16 protein-coding genes are annotated in these 16,447 nt (G+C 66.2%); 6 read left to right on the top strand and 10 right to left on the bottom strand.

The window, feature by feature from the left end; translation table 11 throughout:
- Positions 1-193: 193 nt before the first annotated feature.
- The 4 genes from ehuB to ehuA are packed head-to-tail and all read left to right on the top strand — an operon-like array spanning position 194 to position 3,291.
- Positions 194-1,084 carry an ectoine/hydroxyectoine ABC transporter substrate-binding protein EhuB gene (ehuB, locus tag QFZ46_RS08975; protein WP_307360530.1) on the top strand — a complete coding sequence of 297 codons (891 nt, stop codon included), beginning with the start codon at positions 194-196 and terminating at the stop codon, positions 1,082-1,084.
- A 10-nt stretch (positions 1,085-1,094) separates the two neighbouring features.
- The gene (ehuC, locus tag QFZ46_RS08970) at positions 1,095-1,829 is read left to right on the top strand and encodes an ectoine/hydroxyectoine ABC transporter permease subunit EhuC (RefSeq protein ID WP_307360527.1); all 735 of its coding nucleotides are present in this window, start codon (positions 1,095-1,097) and stop codon (positions 1,827-1,829) included.
- Positions 1,826-2,476 (top strand): ectoine/hydroxyectoine ABC transporter permease subunit EhuD, encoded by a 651-nt coding sequence (gene ehuD / locus QFZ46_RS08965; protein WP_307360526.1) that lies wholly within the window; start codon positions 1,826-1,828, stop codon positions 2,474-2,476. The genes ehuC and ehuD overlap by 4 nt, the downstream gene beginning before the upstream one ends.
- 32 nt (positions 2,477-2,508) lie before the next feature.
- On the top strand, positions 2,509-3,291 hold the full coding sequence (gene ehuA, locus QFZ46_RS08960; RefSeq protein WP_373457672.1) for an ectoine/hydroxyectoine ABC transporter ATP-binding protein EhuA: 783 nt from the start codon (positions 2,509-2,511) through the stop codon (positions 3,289-3,291).
- 8 nt (positions 3,292-3,299) lie between these two features.
- Here the strand turns inward: ehuA and QFZ46_RS08955 are convergent, their stop codons facing one another.
- Positions 3,300-4,592 carry an MFS transporter gene (locus tag QFZ46_RS08955; RefSeq protein WP_307360524.1) on the bottom strand — a complete coding sequence of 431 codons (1,293 nt, stop codon included), beginning with the start codon at positions 4,590-4,592 and terminating at the stop codon, positions 3,300-3,302.
- A gap of 139 nt (positions 4,593-4,731) precedes the next feature.
- Here QFZ46_RS08955 and QFZ46_RS08950 point away from each other — a divergent pair, with 139 nt between their 5' ends.
- Positions 4,732-5,496 (top strand): alpha/beta fold hydrolase, encoded by a 765-nt coding sequence (locus QFZ46_RS08950; protein WP_307360522.1) that lies wholly within the window; start codon positions 4,732-4,734, stop codon positions 5,494-5,496.
- A gap of 15 nt (positions 5,497-5,511) precedes the next feature.
- Here QFZ46_RS08950 and QFZ46_RS08945 read toward each other — a convergent pair whose 3' ends face one another.
- From QFZ46_RS08945 to QFZ46_RS08915, 7 genes are read right to left on the bottom strand one after another with little or no spacing between them, the layout of a single operon-like run.
- Positions 5,512-6,351 carry a DUF2510 domain-containing protein gene (locus QFZ46_RS08945; protein WP_307360521.1) on the bottom strand — a complete coding sequence of 280 codons (840 nt, stop codon included), beginning with the start codon at positions 6,349-6,351 and terminating at the stop codon, positions 5,512-5,514.
- 53 nt (positions 6,352-6,404) lie between these two features.
- Positions 6,405-6,794, bottom strand: a complete 390-nt coding sequence (gene mnhG / locus QFZ46_RS08940) for a monovalent cation/H(+) antiporter subunit G (RefSeq protein ID WP_307360519.1) — start codon at positions 6,792-6,794, stop codon at positions 6,405-6,407.
- On the bottom strand, positions 6,791-7,060 hold the full coding sequence (locus QFZ46_RS08935; protein ID WP_307360517.1) for a monovalent cation/H+ antiporter complex subunit F: 270 nt from the start codon (positions 7,058-7,060) through the stop codon (positions 6,791-6,793). Before QFZ46_RS08935 ends, mnhG begins: the two co-directional genes overlap by 4 nt.
- Positions 7,057-7,629 (bottom strand): Na+/H+ antiporter subunit E, encoded by a 573-nt coding sequence (locus QFZ46_RS08930; protein WP_307360515.1) that lies wholly within the window; start codon positions 7,627-7,629, stop codon positions 7,057-7,059. Before QFZ46_RS08930 ends, QFZ46_RS08935 begins: the two co-directional genes overlap by 4 nt.
- Positions 7,626-9,179, bottom strand: coding sequence for a Na+/H+ antiporter subunit D (locus tag QFZ46_RS08925; RefSeq protein WP_307360514.1), 1,554 nt, complete (start codon positions 9,177-9,179; stop codon positions 7,626-7,628). Before QFZ46_RS08925 ends, QFZ46_RS08930 begins: the two co-directional genes overlap by 4 nt.
- The gene (locus tag QFZ46_RS08920; RefSeq protein WP_307360513.1) at positions 9,176-9,730 is read right to left on the bottom strand and encodes a Na(+)/H(+) antiporter subunit C; all 555 of its coding nucleotides are present in this window, start codon (positions 9,728-9,730) and stop codon (positions 9,176-9,178) included. The genes QFZ46_RS08925 and QFZ46_RS08920 overlap by 4 nt, the downstream gene beginning before the upstream one ends.
- On the bottom strand, positions 9,730-12,675 hold the full coding sequence (locus tag QFZ46_RS08915; protein WP_307360512.1) for a Na+/H+ antiporter subunit A: 2,946 nt from the start codon (positions 12,673-12,675) through the stop codon (positions 9,730-9,732). Before QFZ46_RS08915 ends, QFZ46_RS08920 begins: the two co-directional genes overlap by 1 nt.
- Before the next feature lie 129 nt (positions 12,676-12,804).
- On the opposite strand from QFZ46_RS08915, the gene QFZ46_RS08910 reads away from it, so the two are divergent.
- Positions 12,805-14,316: a hypothetical protein gene (locus tag QFZ46_RS08910; protein ID WP_307360511.1), complete on the top strand. Its 1,512-nt coding sequence runs from the start codon at positions 12,805-12,807 to the stop codon at positions 14,314-14,316.
- 32 nt (positions 14,317-14,348) lie between these two features.
- Here QFZ46_RS08910 and QFZ46_RS08905 read toward each other — a convergent pair whose 3' ends face one another.
- Both QFZ46_RS08905 and QFZ46_RS08900 read right to left on the bottom strand, forming a co-directional pair.
- A complete protein-coding gene (locus tag QFZ46_RS08905; protein ID WP_307360509.1) occupies positions 14,349-15,401 on the bottom strand; it encodes a Gfo/Idh/MocA family protein in 1,053 nt (350 codons plus the stop codon).
- Positions 15,398-16,438 carry a Gfo/Idh/MocA family protein gene (locus tag QFZ46_RS08900; protein ID WP_307360508.1) on the bottom strand — a complete coding sequence of 347 codons (1,041 nt, stop codon included), beginning with the start codon at positions 16,436-16,438 and terminating at the stop codon, positions 15,398-15,400. The genes QFZ46_RS08905 and QFZ46_RS08900 overlap by 4 nt, the downstream gene beginning before the upstream one ends.
- Positions 16,439-16,447: the final 9 nt, after the last annotated feature.

Genomic DNA, 16,447 nt, shown 5'->3' with positions numbered 1-16,447 from the left:
TCGATCCTCCGCGCCGATCCGCGAAGCCGATTCTGGATTCCCCAGTCTGCCCCACGATCACATTTTTGTATACGTGTCGACAATCTGCGCGTCTGACTGTACATCTCTCGACAGATTCCATAGTCTGGGGCACGGTCAACGGCGCCCGTGCAGAGCGCCCGGATACGGAACTCATACGGAACGCGAGGACATCATGACGAAGAGAACGACACGGCTCGGCATTGCCACAGCCGCCATCGGGACCCTGACGCTCGGCCTTCTCGCCGGGTGCTCGTCGAGCGGCGACAGCGACACAGAAGGCATGAACACACTCGAGAAGGCACAGGAAGAGGGCACGATCACCCTCGCGATCGCCTCCGAGCAGCCGTACTCCTGGGTGGAGGACGGCGAGCCGACCGGCGCGACCATCGCCATGCATGAGCAGATCTTCAAGAACCTCGGCATCGATGACATCAAGATCGAGGAGGTCGACTGGAACTCGCTGATCCCCGGCCTGAACGCCGGCCGGTGGGATGCCGTGAGCGCCGGAATGTCGATCCTTCCCGAGCGCTGTGAAGAGGCCGCGTTCAGCGACCCCGAGATCATGTACACGACCACGCTCGTCGTCGAGAAGGACAACCCCAAGAAGCTCAGCGACCTCGACTCGGTCGCTGCAGCCGGCGATGTGACGCTCGCCGTGCAGTCCGGTGCGATCGAAGAGGGGTACGCCACCGACCTGGGCATCGCGAACACCGTCCAGGTCGACAGCGCCCAGGCCGGTATCGAGGTCGTGCAGTCCGGTCGCGCGGATGCCTTCGCACTGACCGCCGTCTCGCTCAACTGGATGACGGAGAACATGGACGACGTCGAAACCACCGAGGCGTTCGTGCAGGAGATCGACGGCGTCGAGCAGATCGGCGCAGGCGCGACCGTCTTCCGCCAGGACGACACCGAGCTCCTCAAGGCGTACAACGAAGAACTCGCCAAGATCACCGGCGATGAGGCGTCGTACCTCGACCTGGTCGAGCCCTTCGGATTCACGGCGGAGAACCTCCCGCCGGCCGACCTGACCACCGAGCAGCTCTGCTCGGGCGAACTGGGCTGATCTCACCACAGTGACTGAGAACTTCGAAGCGCTCTGGCGGGCGCTGCCCCAGCTCATCGATGGGGTGCTCATCACCCTCCAATTGACTGCGGGCGGCGCCCTCCTGGCGATCGTCGTGGCGATCGGCCTCGGTCTGCTGGCGCGATTCGAGAACATCGTGCTGCGCGGTATCGCGCGCACCATCATCGAGCTGTTCCGCGGGACCTCATTGCTGGTGCAGCTGTTCTTCTTCTTCTTCGTGCTGCCATTGCCGCCATTCGAGATCGAACTGCCTGCAGTGTTCACCGGCATCCTGGCCCTGGGATTGAACTACGGCGCGTACGGCGCCGAGGTCGTTCGTGGATCGATCAACGCCGTGCCGGCCGGACAGTGGGAGGCGACCACGGCGCTCAGCCTGTCGCGCACGCAGAGGATGTGGCGGGTGATATTCCCGCAGGCGTGGGCGCTCATGCTCCCCTCTCTGAACAATCTGCTCATCCAGCTCCTGAAGGGCACCGCCGTCGTCTACCTGATCACGATCGTCGACCTCACTGCAGAGCTGAACCGCCTACGCGTCCAGACGGACGTGTATTTCGCCTATGGACTGGGGCTGCTCGTCTACTTCGCCATCGCCTACCTGCTCACGTTGGGCATGAACGCGCTCGAGACCAGGGCCAAGCACCGACTCGGACAGGGCGGAAAGTGGCGTGACACCATCACCACCACCCCGATCCCCGATATGAAGGGGGCGGGCCAGGCCGCATGAACGACGACAACAGCTTCTGGGACTGGAATCACGCCATCGCGGCGTTCCCCGACATCCTCGGGAAGTTCCTCACCGTCACGCTGGTCGTGACCGTCATCGGCAGCATCATCGCCGCCGTCCTCGGACTCGTGATCGCCCTCGGGCGCCGTACGGCGCCCCGCCCCGTCGCAGCCATCATCAGCCTGTTGATGAACTTCGTGCGGATGACCCCGCTCGTGGTGCAGCTGCTGTTCGCGTACTACGTGTTCACGACGGTGCCGCCGATCGTCCTTGGCACTGTCATCATCGGCATCCACTACGCGACTTACATGGCCGAGGTCTACCGCGCAGGAATAGATGCGGTGCCACCGGGACAGTGGGAGGCGACGACGGCGCTTTCGATGTCGCCCGGTCGCACGTGGACCGCCGTCATCATCCCCCAGGCACTGCGTTCGACCTTGCCTGCGCTGAGCAACTACGTCATCTCGATGTTCAAGGACACTCCGTTCCTGATGGTCATCACGGTCGTTGAGATGGTGCGCCAGGCACAGCTGTACGGCAGCAAGAACTTCCGCTTCGTCGAGGCGATCATCATCGCCGGGCTCATCTACCTGGTCGCGAGCTACCTGAGCTCCCTGCTGGCCAGGCGATTGGAGAAAACGTCTTGAATACACCACCGCTTGACACGCACACCGGCGCGATCGCGTTGGACCACGGCGACGTGCCCGCCATCCGCTTCGACAAGGTCGAGAAGCGCTTCGGCGACCACGTCGTGCTGCACGACCTCGACTTCACGGTGCGTCGCGGGGATCGCGTGACCCTCATCGGGCCGAGTGGCTCGGGTAAGACGACGATCCTGCGGCTCGTCATGACACTGGAAGAGGCGGATGCCGGCTACATCCTCATCGACGGCAAGCCGCTCACGCACTTCGAACGCGACGGCAAGCGTGTCGAGCTGAAGGAGAAGCACAAGAACGAGATGCGCAAGCGCATCGGGATGGTCTTCCAGCAGTTCAACCTGTTCCCGAACATGACCGTGATCGAGAACATCATCGAGGCTCCGGTTCACGTGCTGGGTCTTCCCAAGAAGGAAGCGATCGCCCGCGGACGTGCACTGCTGGAGAAGGTGGGGCTCCCCGACAAGGAGAACGCGCACCCCACGCAGCTCTCCGGCGGACAGCAGCAGCGCGTGGCGATCGCGCGGGCACTCGCCATGGAGCCCGAGATCCTGCTGCTCGACGAGGTCACGAGCGCACTCGACCCCGAGGTGGTCGGCGAGGTGCTGAACATTCTCCGCGACATCGCCCGCGACACCGATGTGACGATGCTGATCGTCACGCATGAGATGCAGTTCGCGCGCGACGTGTCGAACCGTGTGCTCATGTTCGACAGTGGTCGTATCGTCGAAGAGGGCAAGCCGGAGGACATCTTCAGCGATCCGCAGGAGCAGCGGACCAGGGACTTCCTCTCGGCGGTGCTCTGAACTGCAGTTCAGGGAGCTTCGACGACCGTCTCCACGAACGCACGCCGCGAGACCACCCAGATGCCGAAAGCGGCGGCAAGGAAGATCGCCCCGAGCATCATCCACCCGAGCAGCCCGAACGTGATCGCCGTCGCGTTCACGACGAAGGGCGCTGCGAGCAAGCCGAGCGAGAACCCCATGCCGAACACGCCCTGATAAGCACCGGCACGCAGGGGATCGGCGAGCTCGAAGCTGAGCCCCCATGCACCCGCCTGCGAGAGGATCTCGGCGAAGGTGTGCGTGACGGCGGCGACGATCAGCACGACGATCGCGACCCAGGCCGGCAACCCCGCAGCGAGCGCATAGATCACGCATGCCGCGGCCATCAGCCATCCGGCGATCATCGTCACCCGTCCCGCGACGCGCACATCGTGCGTGCCACGCGACGCGCGCACCTGGAAGAGCACCACGAGCGAAGTGTTGACGATCAGCAGCAGTGCGACGATCCAATCGGGGGCGTTCGTGCGCTGCGTCACCCACAGCGGCATCCCGAGCTCGGCGACACCGAATTGCATGCCGAACACCGCCGAGAGGAACGACAACAGCAGGTAGCGGGGATCGCGCCATGGCGAACGCCTCCGCCAATCCTGCCGGGCAGCGAGTGCGGCCTGCGCCGTGCCGAGGGTGTCGATCGAGCCGGTCTCCGTGCGGACCTCTTCGACCTCGCGCACCGGTGCGTCGACGGATGCCGGCAGCCGAAGCAACGGTATGGCGCCGAGGACGCCGATCACGCCCGCGAAGACGATGACGACACGGTACGCCTCAGCGGTGCTCAGCGCCAGGGCGATCGCGGCGATGCCGGAGCCGAGTGCGATCGACAGATTGGTCACCGTGCGTAATACCGCACGGGCGTGCACCCGCCGCTCTGGCGCGAATCCGCGCGCGATGATGGCGGATCGAGCCGAGTAGGCGATCGTGTCGAAGAGGCCCGCCAGGGCCGCGATCACCACAGCGGCGATGAAGGTGTCGGCGAAGGCGTAGGTCGCCAGCAGCAGTCCGCCCAGCGTCTCGAAGACGTAGGCGAGTCGGCGGGCGCTCCATCGGTCGGCGAGCCATCCGCCGAGGAAGGAGGCGAGCACTCCGCAGGCACTGGTGACCGCGAGCACCACGGCGGCTTCGCCGGCGCTCAGACCGATGATCAGCGTGAAGAACAGCACGGTGACCGTGAGGAAGACCCCTCGCCCGATGCGTGACACCGCTGACGCGGTCACCAGCGCGCGCAGCACCGGGTCGGCGAACGTCTCTGTCAGGCGCTCGCGCATGCGCGGCTTCGCAGAATCGGTGGTGGACGGGGCTTGGTCGGTATTGGAGGGGTCTTGCGAAGACACATGACAGTTTCACACAGAGCGCGGACACCGCTCGTTCAGGCCGGCGGACGGCATCCCTCGATAGGGTCGATTCATGCCTTCCCGTCTTCTCGCTCCTGAGGGCGTCGCCGTATCCGTCATCGAGTTCGAGCACGGCGGTGCGACCCTCATCGCCGAAGACTTCGGCGCCGGCAGCCGACCGTACGTGCTCGTGCACGGGATCGGGATGGGCCGCAGCGTTTACCTCGACTTCATCGAGCGCCTGCCCGGTCGCATCATCGCCCTCGACCTGCCTGGTTTCGGCGAGGCACCCGAGCCCGAGCGCACTCTCACCATGGCGCGTCACGCCGACCTGATAGCGGCCTTCCTGCGCAGCATCGGCGTCATGGATGCCGTGATCATCGGCCATTCGATGGGCAGCCAGATCGGCGCCGAGCTCGCGGCACGGCATCCGGACCTGGTCGACGGGCTGGTCCTCGCCGGCCCCACGGTGAACAGCGCGACACGCAGCATCCGGGAACAGGCCACGTACCTGCTGCGCGACCTCGTCGGCGAGCGCCCGATCGTGCTCTGGCGCGGTGCGCGCGAGTATCTGCGCGGCGGCCCGCACCTCATCCGGAAGATCCGTGCCACCGTCGTGCACGAACCGGAGAAGGCCTACGCGAGGGTCAAGTGCCCGGTGCTCGTGCTGCGGGGCGAGCGCGACCCCCTCGCGCCGGTGTCGTGGTGCCGCGAGATCGTCTCGCTCGTGCCTGGGCCCGCCGAGCTGAAGGAGATCCCCGACCACGGCCACGGCACGTTAATCAGTGATGCGGCTCTCGCCGCCGCCCTGATCACGGAGTTTGCCCGTTCGCTCTGAACTGCCGGGCCGATGTCAGGCCAACGGCGGAGCCTTCGGCGGGAGGATCAGCGTGTACCGGCGGACGTAGGTGAGCACCAGCACGAGCCCGCCGACCACCACCCCGATCAGCCCGGGGACCACGATGGCCACGCCCACCCACCGGTCCAGCGCGTAGATCAACACGAAACCGAGCACCGTGCCGATCGTGCCGAGTATGGCGAAGACCCACCCGATGATCATCGAGACTCGGAACGAACGCTCGCCGTGCTGGGTCGGCCGTACGCCGATCTTCTGTCCGACGTACGGGCTCCATCGGGTTCCGGTCCACCAGCGACTGACCTGGCCGGACACCGCGAACCACCCGGCCCCTGCTCCCTCGACCTCGCCGGGAAGCGGGCGGGTCGACGCATCGAGAACGGGCGAGGTCGACGGAGCCGGAAGTTTCGTCAGCTGGCGTGTGCGCAATCCTCCGATGAGCCAGAGGGCACCGGCCACCAGGAACAGCACCGGGGTGAAGGCGAAGAAGGGCTGCCCCGAGAGGTTGTAGGTGTTGAACTGCGTGATCCCGAGCACGATGAACAGGAAACCGAGCACGAATCCGTTGCTTCCCGGTTCGATGGCGAAAGCATCCGGGCGGGGCTTGCCACCACGAAGACGGTATGGCGTCCATTGCGCACCGTCCCACCAGCGCACGTCCGACGCGCCCGACACCGGGAACCAGCCCATCGGCGCACGCAAAGCCACGTGCTGCACCGGCTGCGCCACGACCGGCGTTGAGCTCGCTCCGCGTTCGTGGGCCGTCCACTGCGCACCGTCCCACCAGCGCTGCACGCCTGGAACCTCGGCGTCGTACCATCCCGGCTGTGCGTTCACTCGTCCCCCTCCGTCGCGTTCCGGCCCACGATACTTCGGGCTCGCCGCCCGGACTACCCGGCCCCGGGCGGGGTCTGCTTCGACTCGGCCAGTTCGTCGACGACGAGCCTGCGCTCCTCCGTCGTCCCGTTGCGGTACGCCTGGCGACCCACCATGTGCGCCGACAGCGGAGCCGTCGCGAACTGCATCAGCACGATCGGCGCCACCAGCGCGAGGCCCAGCAGGATGCCGCCGACGGAACGCTGAGCGAGCGCGACGGCCAGGCAGATCAGCATCACCCCGAGCACCTGCGGCTTGGTCGCGGCGTGCAGGCGGGACGGCACGTCACGGAAGTGCAGCAGCCCCACCGCCGCAGAGAGGCACAGCACCGCACCGCACAGGATCAGCACCAGTACCGCGACGTCGATGACGGCGTCCGGAATCTCGAAGTCGAACACGTTCATGATGTCGTGTTGTCCCTTCTCGCCACATACCGGGCGACCGAGATCGACCCGAACACACCGACGGCGGCGATGATGAGCAGCACCGGAATGCTGCGGGTGTGGCCGTTGATCGCCATCTCCGCACCCAGCACGCACATCACCTCGGTGAGGAGGACATCGGATGCCACGGCGCGATCGAGGATCGACGGCCCGCGGATGATGCGGAACAGGGTCAGGACGGCAGCGATGCTGAACACCGCCACGATCACGATCATCAGTATGTTCATCGCCCACCCCCTGCGCGCTCGTCGGCCTTCAGCGCACGATACTGCGCCGGAGTGCCCAGCGCCCGCACGATCCTCTTCTCCCAGCGCAGGATGCCGTCGCGCTGCGCATCGGCGTCGGCACGTGTGCGTACGCCGATTATGTGCAGGTACAGCACGCGGCGGTCACGATCCGTCTCGACGACCAGCGAACCGGGGATCAGCGAAGACGTGACCGAGACGTGCGTCATGATCAGGTCATCGGCGTACTGCAGCGGTATCGCGATGATCGCCGCACCGGGCTGACGACGGAAATCGAATACCTGGATCGACACGGCGATCGCACCGCGCACGACGGCGAACAGGAACTGCACGAGGAACAGCGCCCCGTACCAGAGGTTGACACGGCCGGAGAGTTCGATGGTCGGCAGACGGAAGACGCGCGTGACGAAGACGGCGACGACGAGTCCGGTGACGAACGACAGCAGTGTGAACTGGTTCCACAGCAGCATCCAGAGCACGACGAGCCACGCGAGGAACGGGAGCTGCAGCCACACGTCGTGCAGGCGGTGGCGCTGAGTCTCGGGAGTCACGGGCTCACCTCCTCTTCCAGCTGCACGAGGCTGACCGGCTGAAGCAGCGCATCGCCGATGCGATCGCACAGCGCATACAGCGGCCCGGCGAAGATCGTCAGCAGAAGTGTCACACCGACCATCCCGCCGGTGGCGAGCGTCATGATCTTCGGGATGCGACGGCGCTCCTGCTGCTCGTCGGCCGCTGGCGCGTTGCCGAGGTACTCGATGCGACCATCGGTCTCCGCCGAGTCCTCCTCCTCACGCCAGAACGAGAGGTTCCACGCACGCATGAGGGCGTAGAGGGTGAGCAGGGATGTCAGGATGCCGCCGAAGATCAGCACCATCATGATCGGAGTGCCGACGGATGCCGCAGCCTCGAACAGCGCGAACTTGCCGATGAATCCGGAGAACGGCGGCAGGCCGCCCAGGTTGATGGCCGGCACGAAGTAGAGCACTGCGAGCAGCGGTGCCGCCTTCATCAGACCCTTGACCCTGAGGATCGACGTGCTGCCGGCTCTTCGCTCGATGAGTCCGACGGCGAGGAACAGGGTCGTCTGCACGACGATGTGGTGAACGATGTAGTACACCGTGGCGCCGATCGCCGCGGGCGTTGCGATGGCCAGGCCGAAGATCATGTAGCCGACGTGGCTCACGAGGGTGAACGACAGAATCCTCTTCAGCTCGGCCTGCGCCACGGCGCCGAGCACGCCGATGATCATGGTCGCAAGTGCGACGATCAGCAGCAACGTGTCGATGCTGTTCTCGGCGAACAGCTGCGTCTCGGTGCGGATCAGCGCGTAGACGCCGACCTTCGTCAGCAGGCCAGCGAACACGGCAGTCACCGGTGCGGGGGCGGTCGGATAGGAGTCCGGCAGCCAGAACGACACCGGGAAGATGGCCGCCTTGATCCCGAACGCGACCACGAGCATCAGGTGCAGCACGAGCTGCGTCTCCTGCGGCAGTTCCGTCATGCGCTCGGCGATCTGCACCATGTTCACGGTGCCGAGCGCGCCGTAGATCATCGCGATCGAGGCGAGGAAGATGATCGACGACACGAGCGAGACGACGATGTACACCGCACCGGTGCGGATGCGCGACTCCGTGCTGCCGAGTGTGATCAACACATACGACGCGACCAGCAGGATCTCGAAGCCCACATAGAGGTTGAACAGATCACCGGCGATGAAGGCGTTGAATATGCCGGCCGCGAGGATCAGGTACGACGGGTTGAAGATCGAGATCGGGGTCTCGTCCGTGCCGTCTGCGGCACCCTGGCCGATCGAGAACAGCAGCACCGCGAGCAGCACGATGCTGGAGATCAGCACGAGCAGGGCGGCGAGCCTGTCGACGTAGAGCACGATGCCGAACGGCACCGGCCACCCGCCGACGGAGACGGCCAGCGGCGAGCCGCCGTCGACGGCGATGAGCAGCACCGCGGCGATGACCGCCACTGCTGCGAGGGCCGCGACCGTGACGAACACCTGCAGGCGAGGGCTGCGGCCGAACACCAGAGTGATCGCCGCCCCCAGAAGCGGGAGCGCGACGAGCAGGGGGACGAGCGCACTCATGTGCGGTCCTCCTCGTCGTCGGATGCCGGGGGTGCCGAGTCAGTGGGCGACCACGGCCGATCCATCGGAGCGTCGTCGCGGATCGAGGCGTGATCCCGCATCTGCAGCACGGTGATCGGCGAAGTGCGCACGTCCACGAAGTCGGTCGTGGCCTCTTCGTCTTCGGCATCCCCTTCGTCGTCCATGACGTCTTCGTCTGCATCGGTGCGCTCGCGCAGTGCGATGTCGGCCTCGTCGTCCTCGACGGTGTCGGCCTGGCCGAGCTGCCAGGAGCGGTAGATGAGAGCGAGCAGGAACGCGGAGACCGCAAAGGTGATGACGATGGCGGTGAGCGTGAGCGCCTGCGGCAACGGATCGCTCAACGTGCCCTCGGTACCGAAGAACGGGGCGTTGCCCGGCACGCCCATGACGATCAGGAGAAGCAGGTTGGTGGCGTTTCCCAGCAGAAGGAAGCCGATGAGCACGCGGGTGAGGCTGCGTTCGAGCATGGCGTACACGCCGCAGGCGAAGAGAATCGCCATCACGATGATGAGGGTGAGTGAGACATCCATCAGATGCTCACCCCCCGCGCACGCATCTGCTGCGCCTGGCGATCGACCTCGGCACCGAGGCTGCGCAGTACATCGAGCACGAGTCCGATGACGACGAGGTAGACGCCGATGTCGAAGATCGTCGACGTGACGAACTCCATGTGGCCGAGGCCGGGGATCTCCCACTCCCAGAACGAGCTGGTCAGCGGTGCGAGGCCGAAGAACAACGGCAGCACCGCCGTTCCGACGGCGAGGATGAGCCCGAAGCCCAGCAGGCGCCCGGCGTCCGCTGGGGCGGCGGCGCCGAGCTCCCAGCGTCCGCCCGCGATGTAGCGCATGACGAGCGCCATCCCGGCGACGAGACCTCCGGCGAAACCACCACCGGGACCGTTGTGGCCGGCGAAGAGCAGATAGATGGAGACCACGATGATCGTGTGGAAGAGGATGCGAACGATCACTTCGAGCAGGATCGACCGGTTCTCAGGCTTCATCTGCTGCCCGCCGATGAGCCACGCGCGCGGGCTGCTGCGATTCTCGGTGGTCTGGAAGCGGATGCCGTCCGTCGTCTCGACGAGCGGAGCGATCCGCGTCCGGCGTCGCGAGTGCTCCGGCAGAGAGGGCCGCTGGGAGAGCATGTCGGCACGATGAGTGACGAACACGAGCGAGGCCACGCCGGTGGCGGCGAGCACGAGGACGGAGAGCTCCCCCATCGTGTCCCAGCCACGGAGATCGACGAGTGCGACATTGACGACGTTCTTGCCGTGGCCGATCTCATAGGCGAGTTCAGCGAACGAGACCGAGATCGGATCAGTGATGCGGGCCTGGGTCGCGACGACTGCGATGAACGCCATCGTGACGCCGACGCCGATCGCCAGCACAGCTCGCGGGATGCGCGAGACAGAGGCGTTGTGCTCGCCCATGCGCGACGGAAGGCGCCTCAGGACCAGGGCGAAGGTGACCATGGTGACGGTCTCGACGAGGATCTGGGTGAGAGCGAGGTCGGGGGCACCGCTCGTCGCGAACAAGGCGACCATGCCGAGGCCGGACACCGAGACCAGCACGACGCCGGTGTAGCGCTTGCGTGCCTGCACCGCGAAGACCGCGGCGATGGCCATGATCGGTGCGACGGCGATCTGGGTCGGGGTGTGCCAGGCGGAGAGGTTGAGCTGATCGATGTCACTCGCGAGGAGCGCGGTCGTCTCCGCGGCGACGAACACGACGAAGATCGTGCCGACATAGACCGGCAGAGAGCCTCGCTGAGTGAGGGTGGTGGTGATCACTGAGAGTCGGTCGATGCCGCGCATCACGACGAAGTACGCGTCCGCGGCGGTGAACTTCAGCATTCGCGCCCTGCGGTCCCAGCCGGTTCGTCTGCTGAGCAGGAACAGGCCGATGCCGAGCACGACGGACAGCACCGATATACCCAGCGCCGGCTCGAACCCGTGCCACAGGGCCAGATGGCCCGGGCCCTCGTTCGCGACGCCCTCCGGGTCGAGACCGCGTACCGCGGTCACGGCGTAGCCGTGCAGTGCGGTGTCGAGCGCCGGCGCACCGATTCCCAGGGCGATGGTCGCTCCGCCGAGGATGATCGGAGCGGAGAGGAAGCCCACCGGGGGGTCTGGCCAGACGGTGTCCGGCATCCGCTGGCCACGCTCGTCGCGCTTCTTCCAAAACGCTCCCCACAGGAACCTGACACCATATGCCGCAGTGAGCATGGATCCGAGAACGACACCGATCAATGCGACCAGAGCCCACGGTGAACCGCCGACAGCATCGTCGAGCAGTCCGGTGAGCGCCGATTCCTTGGCGACGAACCCGATGGTCGGTGCGACGCCTGCCATCGAGGCGACCGAGATGAACGAGATCGTCGCCATTACGGGCGCCTGTCTGCCCACACCCGACAGCTCATCGATGTCACGAGTGGAGAGCTGGCGGTCGATGACGCCGACGATGAGGAACAGGGCCGACTTGAACAGTGCATGCCCGATCACCAGCGCGAGTCCAGCGAGCGCAGTCGCCTGCGTGCCGTAGCCGACCATGACCGTGAAGAACCCGAGTTGACTGACTGTACCGAATGCCAGGATGCGCTTGAGGTCTGTCTCTCGCAGCGCTTGGATGCCGCCGAGCAGCATCGTGAAGACCCCGAAGGAGATCACGATGGGTCGCCACGGCTCGGACAGCGCGAAGATCGGCGCGAACCGGGCCACGAGGTAGATTCCCGCCTTCACCATTGCCGCGGCGTGCAGATATGCGCTGACCGGTGTAGGCGCCGCCATCGCACCCGGCAGCCAGAAGTGGAACGGGAATATCGCCGACTTGCTGAGAGCGCCGACCAGCAGCATCACGATCGCCGCATTCACGAGCGGCCCTGTCGGCGCGAGTTCGAGCATCTCGGTGATGCTCGAGGTGCCGGTGTCGACGACGAGCAGTACGACGCCGACGAACATGACGAGCCCGCCGAGGGTGGTGACCAGCAGCGCCTGCAGCGCGGCACGACGGCTTGCCGCACGGCGGCGGTAGTGGCCGATGAGCAGATAGGAAAGGATGCTCGTGACTTCCCAGAACATCACGAGGATGACGAGATCGTCGGTGAGGACGAGTCCGTACATGGCCCCGGCGAAGCCGAGCAGGACGCCGGCGAACTGTCCGAGGCCCGCGGCCTCGTCATGGAAGTACCAGCGGCAGTAGAGCAGCACGAGAGCGCCGACCCCGGTGACGATCAGCGTCAGCACCCACCCGAGCACGTCCATGCGCATCGACAGATTCAGGCCGAGCTGGGGGATCCACTCCACGCTCTCGAACGGTGGGGAATCACCGGTCAGCACCTGCGGCGTCATCACCAGCGCCTGAACGAATGCCGCAGCGGGTATGAGAGCCCCGACCGCGAACGCTCGCGCCCCGAGCCAACGTACCAACACGGGAAGAACAAGAGCCCCGAGAAGGAACACGGCAAGGAGCAACAGCATAAGCGGCTCCTCAATGGCTCGTCGCGGCCTTGCGGCACAGGCGGGCGGGGGATTTCTTAGAGTTTACCGGCTCGTGCACGCCGAGAGTCCCGTGATCGACACAGAAGCAGGCATGAAAGAGTATTGGACATGCGACAAACGTGGGTCCGCGAGCTGTGCGGCTGGCTCGCCGCCGTGCTGATCGCCGTCGTCACGGTGGCCCAAGTCGCGACGACGGCGCGCGCTGATCTGCTGTTCAGGGACAGTGACTCACTGGTCGTCGCGTTGCTCGTGCGTTCCGTGTCCGAAGGGGAATCCTTCGACTGGGTGATGTCCAGCGTGCTGTTCCTGCCGGAGATCGTGGTGTTCGGACTGCTCTGGATGCTGGGAAGAGTGTTCGCTCTCGACGTCAATGCCGTATTCGTGATCAATGCCGTCGTGAACCTGACGGCGCTGTACGGGGCTGTCCGACTGGCTGCTGGCCGACGACGCGAGGGATCCGCCCCCGTGGCATGGTCGCTTCTCGCTGTCAGCATGTTCGGCGTCCTCGCGATGACCGAGACCTCCGCTTCCCGTGACTCGCTCGAACTGGCGTCACTGCTCGCGACGACGACGTACTACTCGGCCACGGTGATCGCTGTCGTCCTGAGCATCGGGATCGTGCGACGCGTGTTCGACGGAACAGTGCGAGTTCGGTGGCGGTTGCCTGCAGTGCTCGGGGTCATCGCGGCTGTGTCCACCCTGTCCAACCCGCTCTACGCGGCGTGGGCCACGGTGCCGCTTGGCCTGCTGCTCGGCGTCTCCGCCGTGTACCAGCGCTCACGCGGTCATGCGATTCCCTTGTTCGTCTGGATCGTCGGCGGGACTGCGGCAGGTTTCGTCGCTCGCATTCCGCTTTCGGAATGGATCGCCAACGACGGCTCCGCCTACGCGCAGCCCACGCTCTGGCCGCAATCGGTCCGCTACTACGGCGAGCTTCTCGCCGAGCGTCTGTCCGCTCCGCTCGGCGCGCTCGGCGCAGTGCTGCTGACAGCTCTGCTGCTGCTCGCGATCGTGCAGTCCGTCCGCGCGCCCACTCGTGGCGCGCGGGTCGTGGCGGTGGCGGCATGGCTGCTGCCGGTGCTCGTGGCTGTCGGCGCCGTCGCGCTCGGCACCCATGCCGCCCGGTATCTCGAACCCGTGGCCTTCGCGCCCATCCTCGGACTGGTCGCCTCGCCGCGGGCTCTGCGAGTTCCGCAGCGGGCCGTCGTCGCCATGACCGCCGGCGCCGGCGTCCTGCTGGTCGTCGGTGCGGGCCTCAGCACTCCCCGCGTGGCCGCGACCGCGCAGCATCCGAATGCCGACCTCACCTGCGTGAGCGAATGGGTGAACGCGTCGGGACAGGTGGGCGCCGGACAGTTCTGGACCGTCCGGCTGCCGAAGCTGCACCTGGACGATCCGTCGCAGCTCATTCAGGTCGACCATCAGCTGAACGCATACGCGTGGCTCATCAATCGCTCAGACTTCGAAGCGGGTGAGGTCACATTCCTCATCGAGGATGCGCAGAGCACATCCTGGGCATTGGGCACGAACGCGATGCCGACAGATGTGATCGCGTGCGGCCAGTACACGATCTACGACTTCTCACCGGTCGCACTGCCTCTCGGGCCGGCCCGATCCTGAGACGGGGGGCGGCAGACGCCGCCCCCCGTCCATCAGACCGCGACCGGGGAGCCGGCGCGCGCGGAACGACGAGCAGCATCCACGATCTCGAGCGTGCGCATGCCCACTGCGCCGTCCGGCTGCGGTGCGAGAGGAGCCCGTCCGGGAACCGCGGCGCCCGAGCGACGGACAGCCTCGAGGAACTCGTCGATCAGGAGCGCGTCGATGTCGGCTCCATAGCCGATGCGGATGTCTCCGTCGACGCCGACACCGCCGATGTGCTCGGCGAACGGCTCGATCTCGACCGATCCGTTCGTGCCCGTCACCTTCAGTGTCAGTCCGCCCCATGTCGATGCCGCGTCCGGCTGGCTCCACGAGCAATCGATCGTGGCGATGAGGCCGCTCTCGTATGTGATCGTCACGAGGCCACCGGTCTCGGCCGCCACGTTCTTCTCCGAATGCAGGATGCCGTTCGCCGCCGCGTACACCGTGCGCGCTCGCATTCCGCCTGTGAGCGCATCGATGAGGTCGGCGCAGTGCACGACGTGGTCGACCATCGCGCCGCCACCGGAGAGCGCCGGGTCTGTGAACCATTGCCGGGAATCGGTAGGGATCTTGCCGTTGTTCGTCCCGACGATCGCGAACGGCTCGCCGAGCGCCCCGGCGTCGAGGTGCTGGCGGAGCGCCGTGAACTGCGAAGCGAACCGCACAGGGTAGGCGATCATCAGGATCACCCCGGCGGCCGCGCAGGCAGCGATCATGGCTTCGGCATCGGCGATCTCCGTGGCGATCGGCTTTTCGCAGAGCACGTGCACGCCCTCGGCGGCCGCACGTTCCACGATCGCACGGTGACGTGCGTTCTCCGTGGTGACGATCACGGCATCGGGGCCCCACGCGAAGAGATCGTCGTAGTCATCGACATAGGGCACGCCGATCTGGGCGGCGAGGTCGGCGCCGCGAGGCGCGTCGTCCGGGGCGGTGGCCCCGTCGGGGTCGCTGGCGAGCAGCGATACGCCCGGCATGCCGAGCAGCGTCCTCGCGTAGCCCGCGGCGTGCATGTGGGCGAACGAGGCGATCGCGATCTTGATCGGGTGTGCGGTGGTCACGCTGCTTCCTCCTGCGGGGTGCTGAACTCCGACATGACGACGACCTGACCTGTGTCGAGCGACCGTTGTGCGGCCTCCGCCAGGTAGACGGCGAACGCCCCGTCCTCGGCGCTGACGCGCGGAGCGGGTCCGCCGCGGAACGCCTCGGCGAACTCGCGAAGCTCCTCGAGGTACGGACTCTCCCGCACCGGGGTCTCGGGAATGGTCAGGCTCGCCCCGTCGATGCCCTGCAGCTCCAGAGTCAGACCGCTGTTCTCCAGCGACGAGTACTTCAGCACGCCCTTCTCACCTGCGATGCTGAACCCGGTCTTGAATATCGTGCCGGTCGCCCCCCACGTCGCATGGATGTGCGAGATCGCGCCGCCCAGGTGCGTGAGAGTGACGTGCGCGGAGACGAACGGCGGGATGAGGCCGTCCACCGTGGATGGGTTCTGCACCGCATAGACGCTGACGACTTCGCCGCAGATCCAACGGGCCTGGTCGAGGTCGTGCAGCATCAGGTCCATGATCACTCCGCCCGAGAGCTTCACGTCCTGGAACCAGGTGCCGATCGCAGGGCTCGAGCCCTCCCGATGGAAGCGCGCCACAGCGACACGTCCCAGCCGTCCCGCGGTGACAGCGTGATGCGCCGCAGCATACGGGGCGGTGTAGCGCACGACATGGGCAGGGAAGATCTGCACCCCCGCCGCGTTCGCCGCGTCGAAGACGGCACGCGAGGATCGGGCGGTGAGGGTGAGCGGCTTCTCGCACACGATGTCCTTGCCGGCGGCGATCGCGGCGAGCGCGATCCCTTCGTGTGTGGCAGTGGGCGTCACGATGTCGATGATCGTCGCACGCTCGAGCACCTCCGCCATCGACTGCACGGCTTCGAGATCGAACTCCTCAGCGAGTGCTTCCGCGCCGTCGGTGGAATGCACGAGAACGTGCGCGCCGAGCGCCTTCCACGCCGGGGCGTGCATTCGGGAGATTCCGCCGGCGCCGATGAGGCCGACGACGAGTTGAGTGGATTCGGATGCCACGGGCTCCAGGTTTCGCATGAACGACTC

This window comes from Microbacterium murale, assembly GCF_030815955.1.
Lineage (GTDB): Bacteria > Actinomycetota > Actinomycetes > Actinomycetales > Microbacteriaceae > Microbacterium > Microbacterium murale_A.
This window is presented reverse-complemented; position numbering and strand designations above follow the sequence as displayed.

Coding starts and splice junctions, on each gene's coding strand:
- ehuB (WP_307360530.1), top strand. CDS start 194: ATGACGAAGAGAACGACACGGCTCGGCATTGCCACAGCCGCCATCGGG.
- ehuD (WP_307360526.1), top strand. CDS start 1,826: ATGAACGACGACAACAGCTTCTGGGACTGGAATCACGCCATCGCGGCG.
- QFZ46_RS08955 (WP_307360524.1), bottom strand. CDS start 4,592: ATGCGCGAGCGCCTGACAGAGACGTTCGCCGACCCGGTGCTGCGCGCG.
- QFZ46_RS08950 (WP_307360522.1), top strand. CDS start 4,732: ATGCCTTCCCGTCTTCTCGCTCCTGAGGGCGTCGCCGTATCCGTCATC.
- mnhG (WP_307360519.1), bottom strand. CDS start 6,794: ATGAACGTGTTCGACTTCGAGATTCCGGACGCCGTCATCGACGTCGCG.
- QFZ46_RS08935 (WP_307360517.1), bottom strand. CDS start 7,060: ATGAACATACTGATGATCGTGATCGTGGCGGTGTTCAGCATCGCTGCC.
- QFZ46_RS08925 (WP_307360514.1), bottom strand. CDS start 9,179: ATGAGTGCGCTCGTCCCCCTGCTCGTCGCGCTCCCGCTTCTGGGGGCG.
- QFZ46_RS08920 (WP_307360513.1), bottom strand. CDS start 9,730: ATGGATGTCTCACTCACCCTCATCATCGTGATGGCGATTCTCTTCGCC.
- QFZ46_RS08915 (WP_307360512.1), bottom strand. CDS start 12,675: ATGCTGTTGCTCCTTGCCGTGTTCCTTCTCGGGGCTCTTGTTCTTCCC.
- QFZ46_RS08910 (WP_307360511.1), top strand. CDS start 12,805: ATGCGACAAACGTGGGTCCGCGAGCTGTGCGGCTGGCTCGCCGCCGTG.
- QFZ46_RS08900 (WP_307360508.1), bottom strand. CDS start 16,438: ATGCGAAACCTGGAGCCCGTGGCATCCGAATCCACTCAACTCGTCGTC.